This is a genomic window from Paenibacillus odorifer, assembly GCF_000758725.1.
In the GTDB taxonomy this organism is placed as follows: Bacteria; Bacillota; Bacilli; order Paenibacillales; family Paenibacillaceae; genus Paenibacillus_AQ; species Paenibacillus_AQ odorifer.
Genome location: NZ_CP009428.1, coordinates 1,392,756 through 1,418,691 on the forward strand (window position 1 = coordinate 1,392,756; position 25,936 = coordinate 1,418,691).

24 protein-coding genes are annotated in these 25,936 nt (G+C 45.0%); 13 read left to right on the plus strand and 11 right to left on the minus strand.

The features are described 5' to 3' along the window. Positions 1-7 precede the first annotated feature (7 nt). The 3 genes from PODO_RS06060 to PODO_RS06070 are packed head-to-tail and all read right to left on the minus strand — an operon-like array spanning position 8 to position 3,933. Positions 8-1,231 (minus strand): Ger(x)C family spore germination protein, encoded by a 1,224-nt coding sequence (locus tag PODO_RS06060; RefSeq protein ID WP_038569201.1) that lies wholly within the window; start codon positions 1,229-1,231, stop codon positions 8-10. Beyond that, a complete protein-coding gene (locus PODO_RS06065) occupies positions 1,224-2,327 on the minus strand; it encodes a GerAB/ArcD/ProY family transporter (RefSeq protein ID WP_038569202.1) in 1,104 nt (367 codons plus the stop codon). Before PODO_RS06065 ends, PODO_RS06060 begins: the two co-directional genes overlap by 8 nt. Continuing rightward, complete coding sequence (locus PODO_RS06070) at positions 2,275-3,933, minus strand: spore germination protein (RefSeq protein WP_063829804.1); 1,659 nt, start codon at positions 3,931-3,933, stop codon at positions 2,275-2,277. Before PODO_RS06070 ends, PODO_RS06065 begins: the two co-directional genes overlap by 53 nt. Positions 3,934-4,102: 169 nt before the next feature. Here PODO_RS06070 and recQ point away from each other — a divergent pair, with 169 nt between their 5' ends. Both recQ and PODO_RS06080 read left to right on the plus strand, forming a co-directional pair. Next, a complete protein-coding gene (gene recQ / locus PODO_RS06075; protein ID WP_038569203.1) occupies positions 4,103-5,938 on the plus strand; it encodes a DNA helicase RecQ in 1,836 nt (611 codons plus the stop codon). A 15-nt stretch (positions 5,939-5,953) separates the two neighbouring features. After that, positions 5,954-7,861, plus strand: a complete 1,908-nt coding sequence (locus PODO_RS06080; RefSeq protein WP_036681458.1) for a B12-binding domain-containing radical SAM protein — start codon at positions 5,954-5,956, stop codon at positions 7,859-7,861. A gap of 1,461 nt (positions 7,862-9,322) precedes the next feature. On the opposite strand, the gene PODO_RS06085 is transcribed toward PODO_RS06080, so the two are convergent. From PODO_RS06085 to mnmL, 4 genes are read right to left on the minus strand one after another with little or no spacing between them, the layout of a single operon-like run. Then, positions 9,323-10,273 carry an alpha/beta fold hydrolase gene (locus PODO_RS06085; RefSeq protein WP_038569205.1) on the minus strand — a complete coding sequence of 317 codons (951 nt, stop codon included), beginning with the start codon at positions 10,271-10,273 and terminating at the stop codon, positions 9,323-9,325. A gap of 27 nt (positions 10,274-10,300) precedes the next feature. Continuing rightward, positions 10,301-11,269, minus strand: coding sequence for a type I phosphomannose isomerase catalytic subunit (locus PODO_RS06090; protein WP_038569207.1), 969 nt, complete (start codon positions 11,267-11,269; stop codon positions 10,301-10,303). Between the two features lie 48 nt (positions 11,270-11,317). Continuing rightward, complete coding sequence (gene mnmM, locus PODO_RS06095; RefSeq protein WP_036679532.1) at positions 11,318-11,920, minus strand: tRNA 5-(aminomethyl)-2-thiouridylate-methyltransferase MnmM; 603 nt, start codon at positions 11,918-11,920, stop codon at positions 11,318-11,320. After that, positions 11,920-12,876 (minus strand): tRNA modification radical SAM protein MnmL/YtqA, encoded by a 957-nt coding sequence (gene mnmL, locus PODO_RS06100; protein ID WP_038569209.1) that lies wholly within the window; start codon positions 12,874-12,876, stop codon positions 11,920-11,922. The genes mnmM and mnmL overlap by 1 nt, the downstream gene beginning before the upstream one ends. A 324-nt stretch (positions 12,877-13,200) precedes the next feature. On the opposite strand from mnmL, the gene PODO_RS06105 reads away from it, so the two are divergent. Then, positions 13,201-13,380 (plus strand): hypothetical protein, encoded by a 180-nt coding sequence (locus PODO_RS06105; RefSeq protein WP_036679526.1) that lies wholly within the window; start codon positions 13,201-13,203, stop codon positions 13,378-13,380. 196 nt (positions 13,381-13,576) lie between these two features. Further along, the gene (gene trmB / locus PODO_RS06110) at positions 13,577-14,293 is read left to right on the plus strand and encodes a tRNA (guanosine(46)-N7)-methyltransferase TrmB (RefSeq protein WP_036679523.1); all 717 of its coding nucleotides are present in this window, start codon (positions 13,577-13,579) and stop codon (positions 14,291-14,293) included. Between the two features lie 86 nt (positions 14,294-14,379). Here trmB and PODO_RS06115 read toward each other — a convergent pair whose 3' ends face one another. Together PODO_RS06115 and PODO_RS06120 are read right to left on the minus strand one after the other, a co-directional pair. Continuing rightward, positions 14,380-15,495 (minus strand): UDP-N-acetylglucosamine--LPS N-acetylglucosamine transferase, encoded by a 1,116-nt coding sequence (locus PODO_RS06115; protein ID WP_038569210.1) that lies wholly within the window; start codon positions 15,493-15,495, stop codon positions 14,380-14,382. A 51-nt stretch (positions 15,496-15,546) separates the two neighbouring features. Then, positions 15,547-16,074 carry a phosphatase PAP2 family protein gene (locus PODO_RS06120; protein WP_036679516.1) on the minus strand — a complete coding sequence of 176 codons (528 nt, stop codon included), beginning with the start codon at positions 16,072-16,074 and terminating at the stop codon, positions 15,547-15,549. Between the two features lie 405 nt (positions 16,075-16,479). Between PODO_RS06120 and PODO_RS06125 the strand changes: the two genes are divergently transcribed. From PODO_RS06125 to rplT, 4 genes are all read left to right on the plus strand, one after another. Further along, positions 16,480-17,718 (plus strand): glycosyltransferase family 2 protein, encoded by a 1,239-nt coding sequence (locus tag PODO_RS06125; protein WP_036679513.1) that lies wholly within the window; start codon positions 16,480-16,482, stop codon positions 17,716-17,718. Between the two features lie 280 nt (positions 17,719-17,998). Then, positions 17,999-18,496 (plus strand): translation initiation factor IF-3, encoded by a 498-nt coding sequence (gene infC / locus PODO_RS06130; RefSeq protein WP_036679510.1) that lies wholly within the window; start codon positions 17,999-18,001, stop codon positions 18,494-18,496. A 60-nt stretch (positions 18,497-18,556) separates the two neighbouring features. Beyond that, positions 18,557-18,757, plus strand: coding sequence for a 50S ribosomal protein L35 (gene rpmI / locus PODO_RS06135; protein WP_036679507.1), 201 nt, complete (start codon positions 18,557-18,559; stop codon positions 18,755-18,757). 31 nt (positions 18,758-18,788) lie between these two features. Beyond that, the gene (gene rplT, locus PODO_RS06140) at positions 18,789-19,148 is read left to right on the plus strand and encodes a 50S ribosomal protein L20 (protein WP_036679505.1); all 360 of its coding nucleotides are present in this window, start codon (positions 18,789-18,791) and stop codon (positions 19,146-19,148) included. 129 nt (positions 19,149-19,277) lie between these two features. On the opposite strand, the gene PODO_RS06145 is transcribed toward rplT, so the two are convergent. Next, positions 19,278-19,820: an acyl-CoA thioesterase gene (locus PODO_RS06145; protein WP_052096840.1), complete on the minus strand. Its 543-nt coding sequence runs from the start codon at positions 19,818-19,820 to the stop codon at positions 19,278-19,280. Between the two features lie 310 nt (positions 19,821-20,130). Between PODO_RS06145 and PODO_RS06150 the strand changes: the two genes are divergently transcribed. The 5 genes from PODO_RS06150 to PODO_RS06170 all read left to right on the plus strand — a co-directional run bounded on the left by PODO_RS06150 (position 20,131) and on the right by PODO_RS06170 (position 25,435). Then, a complete protein-coding gene (locus PODO_RS06150) occupies positions 20,131-21,180 on the plus strand; it encodes a BMP family lipoprotein (RefSeq protein ID WP_036679503.1) in 1,050 nt (349 codons plus the stop codon). A gap of 179 nt (positions 21,181-21,359) precedes the next feature. Next, entirely contained in the window at positions 21,360-22,898 is a 1,539-nt protein-coding gene (locus PODO_RS06155; RefSeq protein WP_036679500.1) for an ABC transporter ATP-binding protein, read from the plus strand. Further along, positions 22,891-23,964, plus strand: coding sequence for an ABC transporter permease (locus PODO_RS06160; RefSeq protein WP_036679498.1), 1,074 nt, complete (start codon positions 22,891-22,893; stop codon positions 23,962-23,964). Before PODO_RS06155 ends, PODO_RS06160 begins: the two co-directional genes overlap by 8 nt. Next, a complete protein-coding gene (locus PODO_RS06165; protein ID WP_036679496.1) occupies positions 23,965-24,921 on the plus strand; it encodes an ABC transporter permease in 957 nt (318 codons plus the stop codon). Between the two features lie 184 nt (positions 24,922-25,105). Further along, entirely contained in the window at positions 25,106-25,435 is a 330-nt protein-coding gene (locus tag PODO_RS06170; protein WP_038569211.1) for a hypothetical protein, read from the plus strand. Positions 25,436-25,457: 22 nt separating this feature from the next. On the opposite strand, the gene PODO_RS06175 is transcribed toward PODO_RS06170, so the two are convergent. Further along, positions 25,458-25,904, minus strand: a complete 447-nt coding sequence (locus PODO_RS06175; RefSeq protein WP_036679492.1) for a GNAT family N-acetyltransferase — start codon at positions 25,902-25,904, stop codon at positions 25,458-25,460. Between the last annotated feature and the right edge of the window lie 32 nt (positions 25,905-25,936).

Genomic DNA, 25,936 nt, shown 5'->3' on the forward strand with positions numbered 1-25,936 from the left:
CCCATATCTAGTCTTCTTTAAGACCGACTCTTTCAATATTCGTCTTCACATTAAGTTCTATAGAGAGATCAGAATACTGTTGCTCCCAGTCATGTTTGTCACGAACATTAGCTTTCCAGTAGGAAGGAGCATATGCACGAACATATTCACCCATACCAAAGATATCCGAGTGAGCCTGTTGCGTCTGTTTAATCAGATGGTCGAAGATGGTGAGGACTCCTTTTTGAAAGTTGGCCTCAAGTTTTTTTAAATCCTGGCTGGAATCAATACGAATATTATTACCTAGGTGCTCATCTAGCGCTGCTTCTAAATAAATATTTATAGTGATATGGGGTTTGCCGTCTTTGATTTTAACTTTAGACCTTGTAAATCGGTCGTTAACTTTAAGAGTCAGTGGGCCAAAGTCCTCTGAATTGAACATGACGGAATATCCCCCAGGATCAAGACCTTTCATGGACATATATGCGCCAATCTCAATGGGAGTAGTCGAACCAACCATAACGCCTCCGCTAAAGTAAGCAAGACCTTTTATCAACATATTGTCTTTTTGATGTAAAGACACATAAGGCAGATAACCGCTCTCTCCCCATTTAGATTCAGCTGACCAGAATACGCCTATATAGTTAGCTGGGAACTTTCCGGATCTCACGGCTTTTTCCATGGTGGATAGGATATAGAGGGTTGGAACTCGCTGAAGTGGTGGATTAATATTCATAAATTTAGAAGCCTCGCCTTCGGACACTAATAACCAGGTACGGCGACGAACTTCAGGGTTGCGGCGTAAATAATCATTTAAATCCGACAGGTTTTTGCGTGCAAAATCCTCGCTGATGATAATCACCCGAAGATGGATGAGGTAACGTGGGTCAGAGATCTGTTGTTGCAAATTGTTTAAGGCATCATCTAGTGAGTAACCGTAAACTTGTACAACCCAAACCGGATTTTGATTCCCCCCGCTACCTTCTCCCCCGCTGCTAGGACCTAACGGAACTCTCCCTGGAACTGCAATTTGGGCGGTCACACGGATTTTGGGCAAATTAATATTTGCGCTTTTTAGATGTGTCGTTTGATCATCTTCGGTTTTACTATTTGCTGGCACTGAATCTATAGACAATCCCAGCACTAATGCACGATCTTCAATTTCGAGCTGGTCCCAGCAGCCCGTAAGGAATACAAATACCAGAGAGAGAAGGAGGAGAAGACTAATACGCTTGTTAATTACTTTATTCATTCGATAGCCCTCCTTTTTGCCGAATCAGAGCTATTAACCATAAAAGAAGAGGGTAGAGAGTCAAAAAAATTAACCCGATAATCGCTGTGACGGAAGAAAAGGTATAAACCTGATAAATATTTCTTGGCAAAAGTGAAAAGACGAAGATAAGTGGAAGTGAGAAGCTTGATACAAGGCGGTGATCTTTGTACCGAAATACTTGCTGAAGTGAATATGCTGCTAAGTAGTAGTTCGTAAAAATGGTAGTAAATATAGATATTACCCAAACAGTAATAAACAGCGCATCGAATCGTTCTAGTAGTCCTGCACCAATAGAAATGGAGCGGGCGGTTTCTAAGGTTGGATAAGCGAGTAATTTGGTTTCTTGCGCTCCGAACATTCCTAAAGTGGCCGCAACAATCATTACATAGATGAAGCCAATAATAAAAAGGGCAGCAGCTCCTGCTTTAAGCACTTGCTGAGGTTTTTTCATTAAAGGAACCAGCAGTGTGATGACAAATGTGCCCTGATAAAGGGCAGCTGAAGTGACAGTCCCTTTGGAAAAGCTTGAAAAGGTGATGTAATTTCCAGTGAGTGGAAGTAAGTTTAAAGCATCTACATTTTTCATGGCTACTAATATAATGCTGAGAACGGTTAACAAGATGAAAGGCAAATAAAAAATATGTACATAGGTGAATTTCACAATGTTTCTGCGGATAGATAAAGCAGCCAAAATAAGCATTAATAGAATGACCGCTTCGATAGGTGTTTTTTTAAACACGACCGCAACACATACCTCTCCGAATTGACGCATGGTAATCCCGGCAGTGAAAGCAAAAAACAAAGAGATAAGTACATTGAAAATATCCGCGATGCTTCTCCCGACTAACCGGCGGCTGAATACAAACAGAGTTTCATTGGGGAATTTCCGACATACAGCGGCTGTAAACCAGCAGCCTAGAAATGCAACAGGGATGCCTGAAGCCGAAACCAGTGGCGCCCCGCTGTCTCCAGCTTCAGCCATATAACGGGGAATACTCAAGATACCTATTCCAATAATCGTACTAACGACTACTGCCACGACTTGGATCGTTGTTATGGGGCGGTTGTTGTTCATCGAGTTCACCCTTCTCCTTAAAAATCTGATCTGAATACGTCGTTGGTAACTCATGAGCGAGACGAGTAGGGTCTTGAGTGTTCAAGAAGCTCGGACGTCTTCTCATCCACCATAAGGGGACACGAATCAGACTGTCCTTCAGATCTCTCCATTTCGTGGGCACATATGGTGTCATGTAAGGAACGCCAAAGGATTCCAAGAATAATAAGTGATTCACGATAACGATGGTACCTAACATGACTCCGTAAAGACCAAAACAACCGGCTAGAATAATCAGTGGAAATCTTAGCATTCTGGATGAGATAGCGGCATTATAGGCAGGGGTGGCAAAAGAACCGATAGTGGTTATAGCGACAATAACAACGGTTGTCGGACTTGCTAGACCTGCTGAAACAGCAGCCTGACCAATAACAAGAACACCTACAATAGAAAGGGCGCCCCCAATCATTTGTGGTAGACGAATAGTTGCTTCGCGGAGCACCTCCATGAAGACCTCCATAATCAGAACTTCCAAGACCGCTGGAAAAGGAACGCCTGCTCTACCCCCTGAAATCGCTACGGCAAATTCGGTAGGCATAAGCTCCGGGTTGAAGGAGATGACGGATACATATAGAGCAGGGAAAAAAAGAGAGAACAACAGGGCAATTAGTCGAATCCCCCGGATTAGGCTGCCTACAATAAAACGTTCCGAATAGTCGTCTATGGTCTGAAAAAATTGATTGAACAATGCAGGGACGATGAGCGAGAATGGGGAGCCATCTACCAGAATGATGACTCTTCCTTCCAATAAGGCTGCCGCTGATTTATCCGGACGTTCTGTTGGTTGAACCTGAGGAAAAGGAGATAATGGGTTATCCTCAATGAATTGCTCGATGTACCCTGCATCAAGGATGCTATCTGTGTTTATCATGGATAATCTCTTCATCACTTTTTCAACCAATTCAGGATCTACTATCCCTTCTATATAGCACACAGCAACCTGTGAGCGTGTCCGCACACCAAGCGGAGCAGTAATAACCCGGAAATCTGGCGTTTGCAGCCGATAACGGAGTAAGGAAAGGTTTGCCTCCAAGTTTTCTATAAAACCTTCGCGTGAGCCACGAATTACCTGCTCGGTCTGTGGCTGTTCAATGCTGCGATGTTCGATTTTACGCAAATTGAAGTGAAGTGCTTGATCCATACCATCTATAAGGAGTACAACGCTCCCTTCTAATAGAGCGAGTGGCAGAGAATTTAAGTCCTTCGTTCGGTTCCCAGCCGCTATTTGTATGGTCGTATTCCAGATGAAATCAGGCAGATCCTTGCGCTCTTCAGGAATTGTCGAGAGATCAGCGGGAGGGCTCATTAACGGTTTAAGCACATGCTCATGAATTTGATTTTGGTCCACCAAAGATGAAAAAAAGATAATTACCGCATCATATAAACCGTATACCCGAAAATTACGCACAACGAGATCTGCATCTTCTCCAAAAATTTGGCTAATGGCTTTAATATTATTTTTTAGGTCGGGATCTAGTGGCTTTTCCGAACGCTGATCAGGAATGGTGGGATCTTCGTGCGTTTTTTTTTGCTTAAAAGAACTATAGTTTTGCTTCCAGTTTTGCACGGCTATTCCCCTTTCCTAAAGAATGATGATTTTTAAAGCTTGGCTCAAAAGCGCTCCTTTTATGTAATTTTTCCAAAAGGAGAAACGAAAGAAGGACTTCTAGAGTGTTGCTCATTACACCATTGACCGCTAAACTAAAGATAGAAACGCCTAAGGAGTCATGATAGATATGAAGATGCAAGCACCTACTATTGAACAGGCGCAGGCTGAGCTGCAAAAATATTACGGTTATCCAGACTTTCGGGATGGCCAGAAAAAGATTGTTCAGAACTTGCTGGAAGGACGCGACACATTGGGAATCCTCCCTACGGGTGGCGGGAAATCAATCTGTTATCAGGTTCCTGCACTGCTCCTGCCAGGGCTGACACTGGTGATATCACCACTGATCTCGCTGATGAAAGACCAGGTGGATGCGTTAACTACCGCGGGTATTCCGGCAGCCTTTATTAATAGCACGTTAAGCGGAAAAGAAGTGAATGAGCGGATTCGGGCTGCCCGGCGGGGTGATTTGAAGCTGCTCTATGTTGCGCCCGAAAGGCTTGAGCTGGACTGGTTCCGTCTGGAAATGGCTGAGCTGTCAATTTCCTGCGTGGCTGTTGATGAAGCGCACTGTGTATCCCAGTGGGGGCATGATTTTCGGACAAGTTATCTGTCTGTGTCTCCATTTGTAGATGAGCTGCCTGACCGGCCGATCTTGGCTGCATTTACTGCCACGGCGACGCCGGAGGTTATGGAGGATATGGTCCGGCTGCTGCGTTTGCGCGAGCCGGGTATTTTCATGACGGGACTAGGAAGAGACAATCTGGCAATGTCCGTGCTGCGGGGAGAGAACAAGCGGGAGTTCGTTATGGATTATGCGGCTACGCATTCCCACCAGCCGGGGATTGTATATGCGGCAACCCGCAAAGAAGTAGATGATCTGTATCAGAGGCTGCAGGCCTCTGGCATAGCAGCAGGTCGCTATCATGCGGGTATGAATGATCAGGAGCGGGCAGATAGCCAGGAAGGGTTCCTCTATGACGATATCCGGGTTATGGTGGCTACGAATGCCTTTGGGATGGGGATTGATAAATCCAATGTCCGATACGTAATTCACTACAATATGCCCAAAAATATGGAAGCTTATGTTCAGGAAGCGGGTCGTGCTGGACGTGACGGGGAGCCGAGTGAATGTATTTTGCTGTTTAGTGCGCAGGATATTATGACGCAAAAGTTCCTGATCGAGCAGAATCCACAGGATACTGACCGTAAAGCTAACGAATATCGCAAGCTTCAGCAAATGATTGATTATTGCTATACTACTCGCTGCTTGCGCAGTGCCCAGCTGGATTATTTCGGGGAAGAACATGGGGACAAGCCATGTGGTATCTGCAGCTCATGTACGGATGAACGAGAGCTAGTGGATATGACCGTCGATGCGCAAAAGATCTTCTCCTGCATTCACCGCATGCGGGAGCGTTATGGTGTAGCGTTGGTAGCATCTGTGCTGAAAGGCTCTCGCAATCAAAAGGTGATGCAGTACGGCTTCGATAAGCTGCCCACACATGGGGCGATGTCGAGCCGGACGGAGAAGGAAATCTCAGAGAGTATCAATGTGCTTATCTCAGAAGGGTATCTTGCCTTGTCGGAAGGCCAGTACCCTGTAGTACGGCTCCAGCCTCTGGCTGCCGAGGTCCTGCGCGGACAGCGTGAGGTGATGCAGCGTGTGGCGCGGCCTTCGCGGGCAGGCACAACATCCGGTACGAGAGTTCGTAGTCGGGGGCATGACCTGTCGCCATCAGCCGTCAATGAGACTGTCTTTGAGCAGCTGCGTCTTATCCGGCGTGAATTGGCAGGACGCGAGCATGTGCCATCGTACATTATTTTTAATGATGCCACGCTGCGTGAGATGAGTGTGGTTTGCCCGCAGACCGAAGCGGAAATGCTGAGGGTAAAGGGTGTTGGGGAAGTGAAATACCGGAAGTACGGTAAGGCATTCTTAGAGTTTTTTCAAAATGAAATGTAGAAAAGGTCGTGTAACATGAAAATCGTCCTGACCACGTTAAACGCCAAATATATTCATACCTCACTCGCAATCCGCTTGCTAAAAGCGTACAGTGAGCATGAATTTAAGGATATTCATTTGGCAGAGTACACCATCAAAGATCCCGTGATGAATATCGTGTCCGACTTGTTTCAGAAACGGCCAGATGTGATTGGCTTCTCCTGTTATATCTGGAACATCGAAGAGACGCTGAAGCTGATTGGTATTCTTAAGCAAGTGATGCCTGAAGTTACGATTGTTCTCGGAGGACCGGAAGTTTCGTATGAGCCGCTTCATTGGATGAAAAGAGAAGCTGGCATTGATTTTATAGTTAACGGAGATGGGGAAGAGACGTTCCACCATTTGCTGCAGGAGCTAAGGGATGATCGTAAGTTTCACTTTGTGTATGGAGCCGCTTATCGCAAGGGAGAAGAGATCATCGTCAATCCTCCACGTCCCAAAAGCGATCTGAATACGCTGCCTACGCCGCATCGTTTTCCTGAGGATATTCCAGATTTGAGTAAACGTATTGTTTATTTTGAGACGAGCCGCGGATGCCCATTTAACTGCCAGTTCTGTTTATCCAGTATTGAAGTAGGCGTACGTTATTATGATATTGAACGAGTGAAATCTGATCTGCTTTATTTAATACAGAATGGCGCCAAAATCATTAAATTTCTGGACCGTACCTTCAATATCAACCGCAACTATGCGATGGAAATGTTTCAATTCCTGATCGATAATCATCAAGGCTGCGTGTTTCAGTTCGAAATTACCGCAGATATCATGCGGCCGGAAGTTCTGGATTTCCTATCTAAGAATGCGCCCCCGGGTATTTTTAGATTTGAAATTGGGGTGCAATCTACCAACGATGAGACAAATGAGCTTGTTAAACGCCGCCAGAATTTCAAAAAGCTGTCCCGTACCGTAATGAAGATTAAGGCAAGCGGCAATATCGATCAGCATCTGGATTTGATTGCCGGACTACCTATGGAGGATTACAGTACCTTCCGTAAAACGTTTAATGATGTATTCGTTATGGAGCCGGAAGAGCTACAGCTAGGATTCCTCAAAATGCTGCGGGGAACGGGGCTGCGGGCGCAGGCGTCTAAATATGATTACACGTATATGGAACACGCACCTTATGAAATCCTTAGCAGTCATATGATGCCCTTCTCTGACATTATCCGTTTGAAGCGGCTTGAGGATGTGCTGGAGAAATACTGGAACAGCCACCGGATGGACCATACGGCCAAGTACTTGATCCGTCATGTATTTGATTCGCCATTCGATTTCTTTCAGGAGTTCGGTGACTACTGGGAGGAGAGAGGCTGGCAAAAGATTGGCCATCAGCTGGAAGATCTCTTCACCCGCTTGCAGTCCTTCCTGATAGATCGCGGGACGCCATCTATGGATGTTATAACTGGCTTGATGAAGCTCGATTATTTCCTTGGACACAAGTACAAGCCGCGCAAAATCTGGTGGGATTTCGTGCTGGATAAATCGGATTGGTCGAGCTATTTGAAGGATATCGCGGCTAATCCGGGTCAAATTTCTGCCCAATTGGCTGAAGCAGGACTTAACGAAAGAGAACTGCAAAAGTATACTGTGCTGGAAGTGTTGCCATTCTCGCTGGAAGCGGTGTTGGATTCCATCAGCGGCATGCGTGCCGATGAGGGCCTTGAGGATGGTGAAGCTGATATGGCTAATCTGGAGGCTTTGCCTTCGGCAGACTCGCCATTACAGGGAGCAGCAGATAGTAGTTTAGAAGAGACTGCCCAAGCAGCAAGCTCGGCTGTAGCAGTAGCGGAGCCCGCTTCCATTAGGGAAGGGCGCACGCTACTAATCGTAATGTATCAGCAGAACGAGAGCCAACGCGCTCAGTACTACACACTGCCTTTGTGATAGGCGGGTGGAAGGATAGACCGTTCCTTAATGGGACGGTCTATTTCTTTTGCCTTGTGCGCTAGCGCATCTGAGTCCGGAAGCGGCGTGGGAAGTGATGATGTGTAGTTAGCGTCATCTGGGTCCGAAAGCGGTGAGTAACCCGTCGCAGGCGGACCCAGGGGACCTTATACGTGGAATTATCCTGTTTTTTGGATGCTAACGGACCGCATAGTCGCTATTGGCATGAAAAACACCCAATATGGACCTGTTTCGCTTGAATAGCTGCACTGGAGTCCGAAACCCAACTCGAAAGGCTATAAATTAGCAAATAGCGTCATCTGGGTCCGGAAGTAGCGGGGAGAGTAATGATGTGTAGTTAGTGTCAACTGAGTCCGGAAGTGGCGGGAGAAAGTGATGTGTAGTTAGCGTTAGCTGAGTCTGAAAGTAGCGGGAGAAAGTGATTAGTGTAATGACTCGGCGCAGGCGGACCCAGCGGACCTTATACGTGGAATTATCCTGTTTTTTGGATGCTAACGGACCGCATAGTCGCTATTGGCATGAAAAACACCCAATATGGACCTGTTTCGCATGAATAGCTGCACTGGAGTCCGAAACCTAGCTCAAATGTCTGGAAATTAGCAAATAGCGTCCACTGAGTCCGGAAGTAGCAGGGGAGAGTAATGATGTGTAGTTAGCGTTAGCTGAGTCCGGAAGTGGCGGGAGAAAGTGATGTGTAGTTAGCGTTAGCTGAGTCTGAAAGTAGCGGGAGAATGTAATTAGTGTAATGACTCGGCGCAGGCGGACCCAGCGGACCTTATACGTGGAATTATCCTGTTTTTTGGATGCTAACGGACCGCATAGTCGCTATTGGCATGAAAAACACCCAATATGGACCTGTTTCGCATGAATAGCTGCACTGGAGTCCGAAACCTAGCTCGAAAGGCTATAAATTAGCAAATTGCGTCATCTGAGTCCGGAAGTAGCGGGGAGAGTAATGATGTGTGGTTAGTGTCAACTGAGTCCGGAAGTAGCGGGGAGAGTAATGATGTGTGGTTAGTGTCAACTGAGTCCGGAAGTAGCGGGGAGAGTAATGATGTGTGGTTAGTGTCAACTGAGTCCGGAAGTAGCGGGGAGAGTAATGATGTGTGGTTAGTGTCAACTGAGTCCGCAAGCGGCGTGGGAAAGTAATGATGTGTAGCTAGTGACAACCGAGTTTGTACGTGGTGTGGGAGAGCGATGAGCTGAAGACAGCGTCAACTGAGTCCATTAGCGGTGGCGGAAGTTTATTTACTAAAGTTCAGATGCGCGGAGGAACTGGAGATTGTTAGATTGAGAAGTCTGCTGAGATAAGCTACCCAAACCGCAAACCGCAAACCGCAAAGAAGCGACCCCCAAAATAATTGGAGCATCGCTTCTATGTTGCCACATTTGTAATCTCGTTTCTCGTCTCATAAATTCACTAACAACCGCGTTTTTTTCTTAACTTATCGTAGAAACCTCTGAAGGAAGGTGGCTCTCTAACCAGTTGAGTACATCGGCTGTGACTTGATCTCGATTTACTTCATTTAGCATTTCGTGTCTGCCTTCTGGATAGAGTCGGTACTCAACGTCTGATACTCCTCGTTTCTTATACAACTCCGCAAGACGGGGAATGCCTTGACCGTTCATCCCGACAGGGTCCTTATCCCCACCAAATATATAAATGGGCTTACCTGTACATAATGTGCTAAGTGATTCCTCAGTATGAATCTCTCTTAGGAGGTGGAAGAAACCACGGAAAAAGCGGGTTGTACAAATAGCTCCGCAGAATGGATCGGAAATGTACTTATCTACTTCCGCAGTATCGCTACTCAGCCAGTCAAATGTTGTTCTGACCGGGGAAAAAGCACGGTTATAGCTGCCGAATACCAGACTGTTCAGCAGTACACTACGATGATGCTCACCCTTTAGCTTAAGCTGCGCGCTAGCCAAAGATTCTCCAATACGCAGCATACTGCGTGGACCGTTTGTCCCGCTTAGGATAAACCCTGAATAGATTTCGTTGCCTTCTTCGCACATGAGTTTTTGACCCAGAAAGGAACCCATACTGTGTGCGAATAAAATGATGGGCATTCCTTCATGCTTGGAGAGTGCTGCGGCACCTACCTGCAGAAGATTGCGCCGCATCCAATAAAATCCGTCCTCCCCAACATCACCAAGCAGATTGACTTGACCAGCGGTTCTACCATGTCCCCGGTGGTCATTGGCATATACTGCATAACCAACCCCGGTTAAAGCTTCCGCAAAACGAGCGTAGCGGGCAGCAGTTTCACACATCCCGTGTGAAATTTGCACAATTCCTCTAACTGGCACATCGGACTCAGGTAACCATTCATAGACATGGATGGTTACACCTATGGGATCCGTTAGAGTAAAGCTGTTTTCCTTCATGGTCCATTCCTCCTAAAGGTTCTCGACTTATGGTAAATAAGAGCGAAGCACAGTAGAATGACCCTCGATAGTATAACGGCCTAGGTTGGAAGGAATCAGATAACATTCCCCTGCGGCATAAGGCTGGGAGCCGCCTTCCCAAGTCAGATGTCCGCTGCCTTCGCAGATAACCAGAATAGTGAAGCTGTCTTCTGAAGTGGTGAGATCCCATGAACCATTTACGATCCCTTTTTCGACAATAAAATAAGGTGAAGCGGCAAGCTGCAGCCACTCTCCAGGCACTGCATGATCGGTCTTCATCGAAGTAGCGCCGGCGCCTTCATAAGCTGTAACATTCAGAGAATCCTCGATATGAAGCTCGCGTGGTTTTCCATCTAGACCTGGACGGTCGTAGTCATAAATACGGTATGTAGTGTCGGAATTCTGTTGAATTTCCGCTACAACGACACCAGCGCATAGAGCATGTACCGTTCCGGCAGGGATGTAGAAGGAATCGCCAGCGGAGACAGATACCTCTTGAAGGCTATCCATAACCGTGCCGTTTTCCAGTGCTTCGCGTAATGTTTCACGGTCTACGCCTTCTTTAAGGCCGTAGATGATTTTTGCATCTGGCTTAGCGTCTAGTACGTACCACATCTCTGTTTTACCCAGTTCACCTTTAGGCAATCCTACATAATCATCCGTAGGGTGGACTTGAACGGAAAGGTTGTCGTTGCAATCCAACAATTTGATCAAGAGTGGAAATCTTCCGCCAGCTTCTGATATTCCCTTGCTTCCGAACCACTCATGACCAAATTGCTCACGAATTTGATCCAGACCTTGTCCAGCTAATTCTCCATTAACCACCGAAGATGTTCCATTCGCATGATCGGCAATCATCCAGCCTTCACCAATATGACCTTCTGGTAGATTCAGGCCGAATTTCTCCAGCGCGCGGCCACCCCAGACACGTTCTTTAAACTCCGGTTGAAATTTTAAAGGATATGGTTGTGTCATTCATAATCTTCCTTCCCAATTACAAGATTGTTTGATTGTTTACAAAGCTTAAGATGGGGAACCTTTTTTCTTCTCGAGGGCAATTACATACGGTGCGTCCGTGCGCTGCAGCTGGCGATATACAATGCTCTGCGCTACCTTAGGGGAAACAGTCGTTGCCCAAGCTTCAACAGCGGCGGCTTCGAGATCTCCGCCTGCATGGCCAGGATACAGTACAGCTGTAATAATTCCCCCCGGACGCAGCAGCTGAAGTGAAGCTTCCAGGGCTGCAATAGAGCTGTCCGGCTCAGTAATGATATTCTTGTCGGCATCGCCTGAAGGCAGATAGCCAAGATTGAACATTACAGCACCAACGGTGCCTGGCCAGTTAGCCGGGACGGCTTCTGCCATTTCGGCATGGCTGCGTTCCAGTAAGGTAACGCCAGAGAGTGAAGAAGTTTCCTCCCGCGCAAGCCGGAGACGTTCTTCTGCCAGCTTCAGCGCCGCAGCTTGAATGTCAAAGCCGTAGACTTCGCCACGAGCTCCGGTTGTTTTGGCTAGAAAAAGCGTGTCAGCACCAGTACCTACAGTTGCATCAATCGCACGGTCACCTAAAGTCAGCCGCTCAGAGATTAATTTATGAGCAAAGCTTAGAACGGACATAAAGCCCATTAGCCCTTCCTCCAATACTTACCCTGCCAAGTATCACGAGCAACAAGCTCATCGTCAATGGCATTTAGCACTTCCCATTTCTTGAGACTCCACATCGGTCCAACTAAGAGATCCCGTGGGGCATCTCCAGTCAAGCGATGAACAATCATCTCAGGGGGCAGAATTTCAAGTGAATCAGCAATCAGCTTCACATACTCGTCCTGTTCCATGAATCGGAGCAATCCTGCTTCATACTGCTTCACCATTGGTGTTTTGCGCATGAGATGCAGAAGGTGAATCTTAATTCCCTGCACATCCATGCGAGCTACAGCAGATACCGTTTCAAGCATCATTTCGTGCGTCTCCTGTGGGAGACCGTGAATGATATGGGTACAGATTCGAATATTGTGACGGCGCAGCTTCTCTACAGCCTCCACATAACACTGCGTATCATGCGCCCGATTAATAAGCTCAGAAGTGGAGTCATGTATAGTCTGAAGACCCATCTCTACCCAAAGATACGTACGCTTGTTGAGCTCTGCTAAATATTCGACTACATCATCGGGCAGACAGTCAGGGCGGGTAGCAATAGACAATCCAACGACACCAGGCTGCTGCAAAATAACTTCGAAATATTCTTTCAGTTCTTCGACCGGAGCGTACGTATTAGTATAGGCTTGGAAGTAACCGATATATTTAGCATTTGGCCATTTCAAATGCTGTCTGTCACGGACGTTATTGAATTGTGTGACTAGGTCATCTCGGCGGCTTCCGGCAAAATCACCAGAACCTCTGGCACTGCAAAATGTGCAGCCTCCCTTAGCGATGGAGCCGTCACGATTGGGACAGGTAAAGCCTGCATCAAGCATAACTTTGAATACCTTGGTGTTCATGTGTTCACGCATTTCGTAATTCCAAGTATGAAAACGTTTATCTCCCCAAAGTTGCGGAGGAGAAGTGTATTGAAGATTAGACACGAGAAGCCCCTTTCTGAAAATATAATTATGGATAAGTTCCCTTATCCTTATATTTTTCTGAGACAGATGGCGTCCTTATCCCAGAGAACGCACAGCCGTTTCTTATAATCCAATACATTGTATCAAAAAACCGAGCTCGGCGTAACATTGACTCCCCATAACGGCATGAAAAATAGGCAGGAAATAAGGCGCTTTCGGCTTGAAAATGCTTACATAGTATGTTATATTCAGAGTGTGAAAAGCTGCTGTGGCATAAAGAAATTCATCCAGGAGTTCATAATTTCGTGTCGTCCGATCCATAATAATAACCGTGAGGTGATAGCAATGAATTCTCAAACGGTATATGCTGAGGGTAAAGATTCGATTGAAGTGCATTTAACGCCAGATGAAGCCCTTGCACTAACGGGCGTGGAATTTAACGGCAACCCTAAGATCAAGACAGATGCGCAGCGTAAAATTCGTAGCGCATTCGAAAAAAAGACATTTGCCACAAACACAAAGTAAATCCTGATCTGCCAGACAAGAACGAAATTTATTTCCAATATACAACAACGAAGGAATTCCTCTGAACAGCTCATTTAAGAGCTGAACCAGAGAATTCCTTTTTCTTTTTTACCGCAATCCCTTTACTTTTTGGGACAATTTCGGCACAATATTGCAAGTGACAGTTATCGTATAAGAGATAATCGGAGGAATACCTATGCGTTTACGCGGAAGAAAAGGAATACGTGAAAGTTTGGAAGAACAGACGGATTTAGTCATTCTAGATCCTCGGAGTTATAAAGGTGAGTGGTCCAAGCTGTTCGGTAACGATCATCCGATCCATGTGGAGTTCGGAATGGGCAAAGGACAGTTTATCAGCCAAATGAGCTTTAAATATCCTGATATTAACTTTATCGGAGTGGATATGTATGATGAGCTGATCCGCCGTGCTGGAGATAAGGCTAGAGCAGTATGGGAGCCGGCAGGACATGAAACACCGCCTAACCTGAAATTGGCACTTGCAAATATCGATTATGCTGAGGAAGTATTTGCTCCGGGAGAGCTTGAACGGATTTATCTTAATTTCAGCGATCCATGGCCTAAAAGCAAGCATGCCCGGCGTCGTTTGACACATCCGCGTTTTCTTGACAAATATCGCGGTTTGCTTAGCGATCTAGGTGAAATTCATCTGAAAACAGATTCCCGCAGTCTTTTTGAGTTCTCATTAAATGCCTTTGCGGACTTTGGCTTGCAGATGAAAAATATTTCTTTGGACCTACATGCAGATGGCATCATCAACGAGGATCATATCATGACAGAATATGAGACGAAATTTGTCGGACGTGGCGTGAATATCCATCGTTGCGAGGCAATTGTAGGCGCAGAAGCACTCAAACAGTATCAGGCTACCCGATTGGATAAATATCGGTTGTAGTTACAAAGCACTGCTCCATAAGGCATGCTTCAATAAAAAAGCGGCAAGTCTCCATGTGGTTTGGAGGCTGCCGCTTTTTTTATTAACTATTCCAATAATTCGATGATACTCTGAGCACATTGTAACGGGTGATAGCGAGCGATTTCTTCAAGGTGGAGTTTGCGCTTGTTTTGCACATCCTCATAGTTGTTCAAGAGGCGCTCCATCCACATTTCTACAACCTCTAAAGATTCGATGGGTTCTCCGAAGCCGGCTGCAGTAAAGTAGCGGCAATTCTCCTCCTCCTGACCGGGAAGAGGGTGATGGAAGAGCATCGGAATACCCTTTGCCAGCCCTTCACTGCAAGTCATTCCACCCGGTTTTGTAACCAGCAGATCGGAGACCTCCATTAGCTTGTGGATTTCACGCGTAAAGCCGATTAAGGAAATATTAGGATGATTATAATGCGGGTCTTCTTTCATTTCCTTTAGCAGCAGCTCATTTTTGCCGAGACAGAAAACAATTTGAATCTTGTCACGCCATTCCGCCAGACAAGCATTTACCACTTGGTCGTTCATGATTCCCCAGCCGCCGCCCATGACTAGAACGGTTGGCATCTCCCGCAGATTGAATTGCTCTCGAATCTCCTGCTTTCCGGGATGCTTCCAAAAATTAGGGTGTATTGGTATGCCTGTTACCTGAATTTTCGTGGCAGGAATATTTCGGCTGCGCAATTTGGATTTAACCTCAGGTGTTGAAACCAGATAAAGGTCTACCTCTGGGCTAATCCAGGTAGCATGCGCATCATAATCTGTTATAACGGTGACGAGCGGCACTTTTAAGGTAGGATCTAGTCTCTTTAGGCGGGATACTACAGCACCTGGAATAAAATGAGTGCAGACAATTACGTCAGGTTTCAGTTGTCTCACAATATTTTTGGCATGCGTATAAAATATACGATGCAAGGCAAGCGTGGTAAGACGATTAAATGATTTCTGGTGACGGTAGACATAACCCATTAATTTTGGCTGTGTCGTTACCGTCTTTCGGTAAGCAGACAGAATAATAGGTGCCATCTTGGGGTTTAGAAAATTTCCAAGTTCTAGCACCTTCGTTTGTAAATTAGGCGATAATTGGCGCAGACTGCTCGACAACGCATAAGCTGCTTGTGTATGTCCGGCGCCAAAACCTTCCGAGAGTATTAAGATTCTTTTTTTACGCAATGTTGATTCACCTATTCTCAAGGGTTTTCCCGGTTATTAACAATAAATGCTTCACATCCATAAGGCTATAGTACCAGCTGCTACGCAGGAACCGATCACTGCGCCAGCTATAACATCTGATGGATAATGCAATCCAAGATAAATACGAGAAAATCCGACAATACAAGCTAGCGGCAGCAGAATAACGGTCATAGCAGGAAACGCCAGCATATAAGGGACCGTAGAAGCAAAGATAGCTGTAGTATGACCAGATGGAAAAGAATGATCCTTTAATGGATTACGAAAAGTATTGGTTTCCGGTAACGCCAGATATGGACGCATTCGCGGGTACAGCTTTTTGGCGATAGCTACGGGTATATGGCTGACAGCTAGTGCTGTCAAGGCTTGTAAACCTGTAGTTCTCCAAGGCTCAGGAGCTAATACCCATATCAGTATATTGATAACAATCGTGCTTGTAGCTCCACCCAAATGAGTAAGGTAAAAGAGCCAAAAGTTCAAAAAACGATTATGCATTCGTCCGTTGATCCACTTAAAAAGATGCCGCTCCCAGAGATGTAGTTTCATGAATAAATGTCTCATATCTAATTCCCTCCGCTAGTCCGGTTACCGTTAACAGATGTTAATGCAGTAATCCGTTCTATAGCTTAGATCTGTCTTAATCATACTTTTTAAAGGTAGTTCATTTCAAGGAAAAGCTCAGGTTTACTCGAAATTTGCCAGTTTTGACTTAGAGCACTATTACGCTTTACAATGATTCAAGCAGACTAAACCTGTTTAAAAGGGTAAGAGATAAATAAGGATTCAAAAAAAGGAATCCATAGAATTCTTTTAAACAGCATATATAAAAATTGTGAAGTCTGCCGAGAATAAGAATACTCTTGGTCTATTGTTAAGGGATGCAACAAAAGGGTCAGAAAGAACGTCAAGCAAGCTAGAGAGAAAAAAAAGAACACCAAGAGTGAAAAAAGGGGGCATCAAAAGGTCATGACAGACGCACTGTTTGTTACGCTCCAAGTGATCTTGGCAGCAATCGCAGTCTATCAGTTTACGTTTTCATTATTCGGGCTGCACAGGAAAAAGAAAAAGACGCAGTATAAGCCGGAAAAATCTTTTGCCGTACTTGTTGCCGCACATAACGAGGAAGAAGTTGTCGGCGCATTAATGGAGAATCTGAAGCAGCTTAATTATCCATCAGAACTGTACGATGTATTTGTAATTTGTGACAATTGTACAGATGGTACAGCTCGCATCGTTAGAGAACACGGCATGAACGCTTGTGTCCGCACCAATGCAAATCTGAGAGGTAAAGGCTACGCAATAGAATGGATGCTTAAAGAGCTGTGGGCTATGCCGCGGCAATATGATGCTGTTGTCATGTTCGATGCCGATAACTTGGCGCATACTGAGTTCCTGATGGAGATGAATAATGATCTTTGTTCAGGTGCACGGGTAATCCAAGGTTATATCGATACCAAGAATCCAGAGGATTCCTGGATTACAGCTGCTTATGGTATTTCGTACTGGTATATTAACCGTTTGTGGCAACTTTCACGCCATAATTTAAATATGGCTAACTTCCTTGGCGGAACCGGAATGTGTTTTGAGACCACACTTCTTAAAGAAATGGGCTGGGGAGCTACAAGTTTGGTCGAGGACTTGGAGTTTACGATGCGTAGTGCAGCACATGGTGTATATCCTAAGTTCAATTATGATGCAAAGGTATTTGATGAGAAGCCGTTAACCTTCAAGGCCTCCTCAAGACAGCGTCTGCGTTGGATGCAGGGGCACTTCACTGTTGCTCGCCGTTATTTTTTTCCATTGCTTTGGCAAAGTATTAAAGAACGCAGCTTAACGAAGTTTGACCTCGCGCTTTATGGAGCGAATGTATATATTGTATTGCTCACTTTTTTAATGACGGCGGTAATGTGGGTGGATATGGCGTTCTTTAACGGACCGAATATCGCTAACATTTACGGCAGCTTGCCGATCTGGCTCAGCTTCCTAGCTATTGGCGCCAATCTGGTGACTTTTGGTATTGCGATGGCATTGGAGAAGGTTACGTTCAAGAAAGTATATGCTTATCTTGTATTCTTCCCGATCTACTTGATCTCGTGGTATCCGATTACGTTCTATGCGTTCTTCACGCAGAACAATAAGCAATGGAGCCATACCAAGCATACTCGCGTAGTACGACTTGAAGAGGTACAAAGTAAGCAGGTATAAAGTTCACGAAATTTCTGCATAAAAGGATTGACACCCCAAATAGTGTGGTGTATAGTATTCAAGTACGCAAATCATAGGGATTGCAAGAAGAAGCACCTGCTTCTCACCTGACTGGCATATTCGCCGGCTGGTTTTGATCTCAATGCTTTATGAATGTTAATGTTCATGAACGTTGATCAAACACGGGGTGTCGGGTGTTACCGGCACCCCTTTTTTATGGAGTTACGTGAGAATAGTTGTTAAAAAGATCCGGAGGTGGAGAGTTATCAGTAAGGAACATATGATCAATGATGAAATTCGGGCCAAAGAGGTACGGTTGGTTGGTGCGGAAGGTGAGCAAATCGGAATTAAACCGATCCGCGAAGCGCTGCAAATGGCGATCGATCTTAATCTGGATCTAGTCAATGTAGCACCACAGGCTAAGCCGCCGGTATGCCGCATCATGGATTACGGCAAGTTCCGTTATGAAACGCAGAAGAAAGAGAAGGAAGCGCGTAAAAACCAGAAGGTCGTTGATATCAAGGAAGTCTGGTTCCGTGCTAACATTGAGGAACATGATTATCAAACTAAGTTCCGCAATGTGATCAAGTTCTTGGGTGAGGGCGATAAAGTGAAGTGCTCCGTACGTTTCCGCGGACGTGAGATTACACACGCGAATATCGGCCAAAAAATCCTCGAACGAGTGAAGAACGAAGTGGCTGATATATCTGTTGTTGAGCGCCAGCCAAAGCTGGAAGGCCGCAGCATGATTATGATTTTGGCTCCTAAAGCTCAATAAATCTGGAGTCACTTGCTTATCTGCAATTTGGCGCCGCATAATATTCAAGGAGGAAACACCATGCCTAAGATGAAAACACACAGCAGCCTGAAAGGCCGCTTCAAAATTACCGGAACTGGTAAAGTAACACGTTACAAAGCTCACAAAAACCACTTGCTGTCCCACAAATCTAAACGCGCTAAGCGCGTTCTGAACGGAAATCCAGTAATGGCCCCTGGGGATGTAAGACGTTTGAAACAAGGATTGGCTAACTTGAAATAGTTTATTACACATTTTTGGGAGGTTTATTAATATGGCAAGAGTTAAGGGCGGATTTGTAGTTCGTCGTAAACATAAAAAAGTGTTGAAATTGGCAAAAGGTTATTTCGGTTCTAAACACCGTATTTTTAAAACAGCTAAAGAACAAGTAATGAAATCGATGGTTTACGCTTACCGCGACCGTCGTCAAACTAAACGTAACTTCCGCAGACTGTGGATCGTTCGTATTAATGCAGCAGCTCGTTTGAACGGTCTTTCTTACAGCAAGCTTGTATACGGCCTGAAATTGGCTGGTGTAGAAGTTAACCGTAAGATGCTGGCTGATCTGGCTGTGAATGATCTTAACGCATTCAACTCCTTGGCTGGTATTGCTAAAGAGAAAATCAACGCGTAAGTGTTGTAATATAACCGAAAAGCACCGCCTGCGGGTTGCCCATGCAGCGGTGCTTTTTTGTGCGGTAAGATAGGTAGGAAGCAGCATTGGGTTTCCCTACATAAAAGAAAAAGCTCTGCGGATGCAGAACTATTCCCAATACTTTATGGTATTTAATTGAGCAGCGAGCTTTTTGCTGATGTTGCGGCGTACTTTTCGCAGCTCGGAACGTTCATTAGCGGATTCATTGATCAGCTTCTCTTCGTCTGTCTCTGGGATAATAGCTGGAACCGGAGTAGGTGTGCCATCCTCTTCGACTGCGACAAAGGTTAGAAATGAAGTGGCAGCGACAGCGCGCTCTCCAGTATATAGATTTTCTGAAATGATCTTTACAAACACCTCTATGCTTGTCCGTCCAGTCCAGGAGACGAAGGATTCAAAACATACGGAGTCAGTAGGCCGAATGGGTCTCAAGAAGTCTACAGAGTCTGTAGAGGCTGTGACGACGTTAGTTCGACAATGGCGCATAGCTGAAATGGAGGCTACTTCATCGATGCCGCTCATAAGCTTGCCGCCGAATAATGTTTTGTGATTATTGACATCATTAGGGAAAACGCGTCCGGTTTTGAAGACACGGGATTCACGGCAATATTTGAAGGCCGGTGATGTTTGTGGATTTATTTCTTCGGTCATGATCTGATAACTTCCTTTCAAGTGCAATTACTAAGGAATCATAATAATAGAAAACACTTAAGTGTGCAATAATATTTGTAATGTGTTGGAATACTATACAGAGTAAAATCAGGGTTTCTGACATTAACCAGACATAACTGTAACATGCTATGTCATGGAAAGCGGTTACTTGCTAAAAAGTGCAAATTATTATTGACCTGAGGTCATTTATGCACTGGATTTTAGATTTTATTGCAGTTATAATTTGAACTAATGGAATGTCCAAGCAGAACACAGAAGACATCCAATATTTTAAGGGGGATTACATTCAATGAAAAAAGGTTTAAAGCTATCTCTTGCAATGTTGCTGTCTCTTACAGTCGTTTTGACAGGCTGTGGAAACAACAATAACAACGCCGCTAAAGGTGAAACTAATGCAGGAACCAATGCAGGAACAAACGCACCTAAATCCGATTTCAAATTTGGTATGGTTACTGACATTGGTGGCGTAAACGATAAATCGTTTAACCAATCCGCATGGGAAGCATTGCAAGCTCTTGAAAAAGAAACAGGTAGTGGCGTTAAGTACTTGCAAAGTAAATCAAATGCTGACTATGAGCCAAACCTTAACTCCTTCGTTAAAGATGGATACAACTTGACTTGGGGTATTGGTTTTGATCTTGGCGACGCAATTAAAAAAGTAGCTACTGAGAACCCAAATGCTAACTTGGCTATCATTGATAGCGTAGTTGAAGCTCCTAACGTAGCTTCCGTTACTTTCTCCGAAAATGAAGGTTCTTTCTTGGTTGGGGTGGTTGCTGGTCTGACTACAAAAACTAACAAAGTTGCATTCATCGGTGGTCTGGAAAGCCCTGTAATCAAACGTTTTGAAGCTGGCTTTAAAGCTGGTGTAGCAGCAGTTAACCCTTCAGCTAAAGTAACACCTACTTATGCTGGTGGTTATGACAAACCAGACGTTGGTAAATCTCTTGCAGCTACATTGTATAACGACGGAAACGACATTATCTTCCCTGCTGCTGGACAAACAGGAAATGGCGTATTCAACGAAGCTAAAGCTCGTAACAAAGCAGGCGGTTCTAAAGTATGGGTTATTGGTGTAGATAAAGACCAATCCATCGAGTTTGGTACTGACGTTACTTTGACTTCCATGATCAAACGTGTAGACGAAGCTGTTCTTAAAGTTTCTAAAGAAGTAATTGACGGTACGTTCAAGGGTGGTACTACAACCGTTCTTGGTCTGAAAGATAATGGTGTAGGTATTTCTGATACTAAGGACAACGTTTCTGAAGAGATCCTGGCTAAAGTTGAAGAATACAAAAAACAAATCATTGATGGAACAATCACTGTTCCTTCCGAGTAATAGTTAGTCTCCATTTATTGCATTACAATAAGGATCAAAGAATAAGGCCGGTGTTGTGCTGGCCTTATTCCTTGTTAAAGCACTGGTTATGATATGAGGAACATAGATATACCGCCTTACAAAGGGCGGTACATCCGTGTCTATAAGGTAGTTATATATTCTGTGATGAGGGTGATTCCATGAGTGCTGCGGCTCCTGTCGTAGAGTTGAAGCAAATCACAAAACGCTTTCCCGGTATTGTTGCTAACGATTCCATTAGCTTGACGCTTAAAAAGGGTGAAATTCTTGCATTGCTTGGTGAGAATGGTGCAGGCAAGTCCACTTTAATGAATATTGTATTTGGATTGTATCAACCGGATGAAGGCAGTATTGAAATCGACGGGAAACCGGTTATTATTGATAACCCCAATAAAGCTATTGAGCTTGGTATTGGTATGGTTCATCAGCATTTCAAGCTTGTGGAGCCTTTTACGGTGACCGAGAATATTGTTCTTGGGATGGAGCCGAAAAAAGGTCTTAAAATTGACTATAAATCCGCTGCGGAACAGGTTCGGAAGCTATCGGAGCAATATGGCCTGCAAGTGAATCCAAATGCCGTTATTCATGACATTTCGGTAGGTATGCAGCAAAGGGTAGAGATTATGAAGACCCTGTACCGTGGAGCGGATATTCTCATATTTGATGAGCCGACCGCAGTACTTACGCCTCAAGAAATTACGGAACTCATGGCGATTATGAAGCGGCTTGTTGCAGAGGGAAAATCCATTATTTTGATCACGCATAAGCTTAAAGAAATCATGCAAATATCTGATCGGGTCACCATTATTAGACGTGGGAAAGTAATTGATACTGTGAATACCGCAGAGACTAACCCTAATGAGCTAGCTGAAAAAATGGTTGGGCGTGGCGTAACTTTCAAAGTGGACAAGAAAGCTCCTGAGGTTGGTCAATCTGTACTCAAACTGAAGGATGTCAGCAGTAAGAGTAAAGACGGGGTCTCCGTACTGGATGGTCTTAGCTTTGAAGTTAAAGCAGGGGAAATTCTCGGGATTGCTGGCGTAGATGGCAATGGACAAAGTGAGTTGATCCAGGCCATTACAGGTCTGCGCAAAATTGATTCGGGTTCGATTACCGTGTCTGGCAATGAAATTGCTAATTTATCACCGCGGAAGGTTTCAGAGATGAATGTCTCTCATATTCCTGAGGACCGCCACAAGCATGGGTTAGTGCTTGATTTCACCATGAGTGAGAATATGGTTTTGGAAACTTATTATAAGAGTCCTTACAACAAAAATGGCTTTTTGCAAAATGATGTCATTGATAAGTACGCAGCGAAGCTTATAGAGCAATTTGATGTACGTACACCTTCAATAGAGACCAAAGCCCGTTCTTTATCCGGCGGAAATCAACAGAAAGCGATTATTGCGCGGGAAATAGATAAAAATCCGACATTGTTAATTGCCGCACAACCTACACGCGGTCTAGATGTTGGGGCTATCGAATTTGTTCAGAAGCAACTCATAGCTCAGCGTGATCAAGGAAAGGCTGTTCTACTTATTTCCTTTGAATTGGACGAGATTATGAACGTCTCTGACAGAATCGCTGTTATCTATGAAGGGAAAATTGTCGGTGAAGTGTTCCCGCAAGATACGAATGATCAGGAACTGGGTCTTATGATGGCAGGCAGCTTGCAGCGGGGAGGTAAGGCAGTTGAATAAGTTCAAAAAAATCTTCACAACTGACAGCTACATCGTTCCTCTGGTTGCCATCGTGCTTGGTTTTCTTGTGGGAGCAATAGTTATGCTTCTGGGCGGTTATGATCCGATAACTGCTTACTCCGCACTGTTCAAACGGGTGTTTGGTAATTTGTATAACTTTGGTGAAGCTGTGCGCGAAATGACACCATTAATGCTTACAGGGCTAGCCGTAGCTTTCGCATTCCGTTCAGGGATGTTTAATATCGGGGCAGATGGCCAAGTAATGATTGGTATGACAGCGGCAACAGTGGTGGGTATTAAGATGGCAGGTCTGCCGTCCTTCCTGCTTGTCCCGCTTGCTGTAATTATTGCGGGTCTCTGCGGTGGTTTATGGGCAGGGATTGCCGGTTATTTGAAAGCAAAACGTGGGATTAATGAAGTTATTACCACAATCATGTTAAACTGGATCGCTCTTTACCTGTCGAATTATATCGTTAGAAACTTTTTGTTGCTTCCAGGACAAAATCGTTCCGAGGATATTCCGGCCTCACTTTCCATGACCTTTTTGAATTCGATATTTGATAATGCACGTCTACACTGGGGTACAGCTATTGCTCTTGCTGCAGCGGTATTCTTCTATGTGTACTTATGGAAGACCAAGCAGGGCTACGAAATGCGTGCAGTTGGTTACAATCCACATGCTGCCGAATATGCAGGGATGAATGTTGGACGTAACGTTATGAAGGCAATGTTCATAAGTGGTGTATTCGCCGGTCTGGCCGGAGCAGGAGAGGTGCTTGGTGTATTCCATTATCAAGCTATTTTCGCGGCATCGCCAGGATATGGATTTGATGGTATCGCCGTTGCTCTTCTTGGTTTAACACATCCACTTGGTGTTATTCTGGCTGCGATTCTCTACGGTACGCTGACTTATGGTTCTGCGGGTATGAGTTTTGCTGCAGATGTTCCACCGGAGCTTATTCGTATCGTTATTGGTTCAATCATATTCTTTATTGCGGCACAAGGGATTGTGCGCTGGGTGCTTAAGCCCTTTTACTTCAAGCGCAAGAAAGAGAAGGTGTTATAGATGGATCTGCAGACGTTAGGTCAACTGCTTAATACAACGCTTGTTTTTTCCACAGCGCTCATTTTTGCCTCACTTGGCGGCATCTTCTCTGAACGTTCCGGTGTCGTAAACATTGGACTTGAAGGTTTGATGATGTTTGGTGCCTTTGCGGCAGCAGTAGGCGGTTATTATGCTCAGGACGCTGGAATGGGCGAATGGGCTCCTTGGGTTGGTGTACTCTGTGCTATAGCTGTTGGTGTGCTAGGCTCACTAATTCATGCGGTTGCATCTATAACCTTTAAATCTGATCAGACGATTAGTGGTACGGTTATTAACTTTTTAGCTGCAGGCAGCACGCTCTACATGGTTAAGCTCCTGTTTGATGGATCTGCTGAAACTCCGATCATTGACGGATTCAGCAAGGTTGCAATTCCTGGGCTCTCCAAAATCCCAGTGATTGGTGAAGGGATTTTTAATTCCTATCCTACAACTTATTTGGCCATAATACTGGTCATCGTTATTTATTTGGTTCTGTTTAAGACGCCATTTGGATTGCGTTTGCGTGCTGTAGGTGAGCATCCAAGTGCTGCAGATACACTAGGTGTAAAAGTTAATCGGATGAGATATATCGGTGTAATGTTGAGTGGATTGATGGCGGGTATTGGTGGGGCTACAATCACTTTAACAACGACCGGAACCTTTGGACATAATACAATCTCTGGTCAAGGTTTTATCGCCATTGCAGCGATGATCTTTGGGAAATGGAATCCACTTGGCGCCTTTGGTGCAGCGGTATTCTTCGGATTCTCCCAAGCGATTCGCAACTATGTTCAATTGTATGAGTGGTCACAAAATATTCCTCAAGAGTTTATCTTTATGATCCCTTATGTACTGACTATCATCGTACTGGTAGGGGCTGTAGGCCGTTCCTCTGCTCCTAAGGCATTAGGACAGCCATACGATCCTGGTAAGCGATAGAAATGTAACTTTTCAAAGCCGTATTTCCGGTCTTTTCCCGGAAATACGGCTTTTTTATTAGGATCAGCAAGGATAAACATTGAGGTAGGAGGGCAAGTGTACAGGCGAAGGTCCTTTCCAACGAATAGACTGTTTTGTAGATGATGCGAATGAGAGGCGTACAAAACATTTAGGAGGGGATCATATGACTAAGCCAGTTACGAAGAAGCAAGTTATGAGACTCGTAGGTAAGCAGATCATTGCAGTAAAAAAAGACGGTACTCAGGTGACAGGTAAACTGCTGCGTGTATCCGGAAATCGTCTGATATTACAACGCGTAAGTGGTAAAAAAGTACAAACCAAAGCAATCATTCCTTTAGTGTTGTTTGATTTGCTTGCCATTGGTACAGCACCTTATGCTTTTGGTAGTGGCTATGGCGGTGGAGTACCTTATGGTGGAGGTCCTGGCTATGGCAATCCTTATGGAGGCTATGGGTACGGAGGCACACCCTATCCACCTTTCGGATTCTTTTAAGTTCAGTTGAGTTTTGATTTAATTAGATGAACCTTTTTTCCAGTTCGTAACAGAAGCTTAGGGATTGATAACGGGCTACGCTGTAGCCCAATTTTTGATAAAAGGCAAGAGCTGCTGTATTTCCTAAATCGACGGATACCTTAGCCCGATGACATCCGCGTGATAGTGCAAATCGTTCTGCTCGATCCATGAGCATATTCCCCAAGTGTTTGCGCCGTGCTGCGGGTGCTATGGCTAACATATCGATATAAAGTAAATCACCATGCAGCAGGAAATGGACAAACCCCATTGGATCACTCTCATAGTCGGGACAGGCGACTAAGGTGATACCGTGTCCCAGACGACGGGGGATATCTTTTTTGATTTTGGCAATTTCAGTCTTTGGCAAATGAGATAATGGTACAAGCTGTCGCTCGATTAAATCAAGGATAATGACGTCATCCTGCTTGGGTCGACGATAACGGATCATAGAGCGCCCCCTTTCTACGCATTGTCGTACAT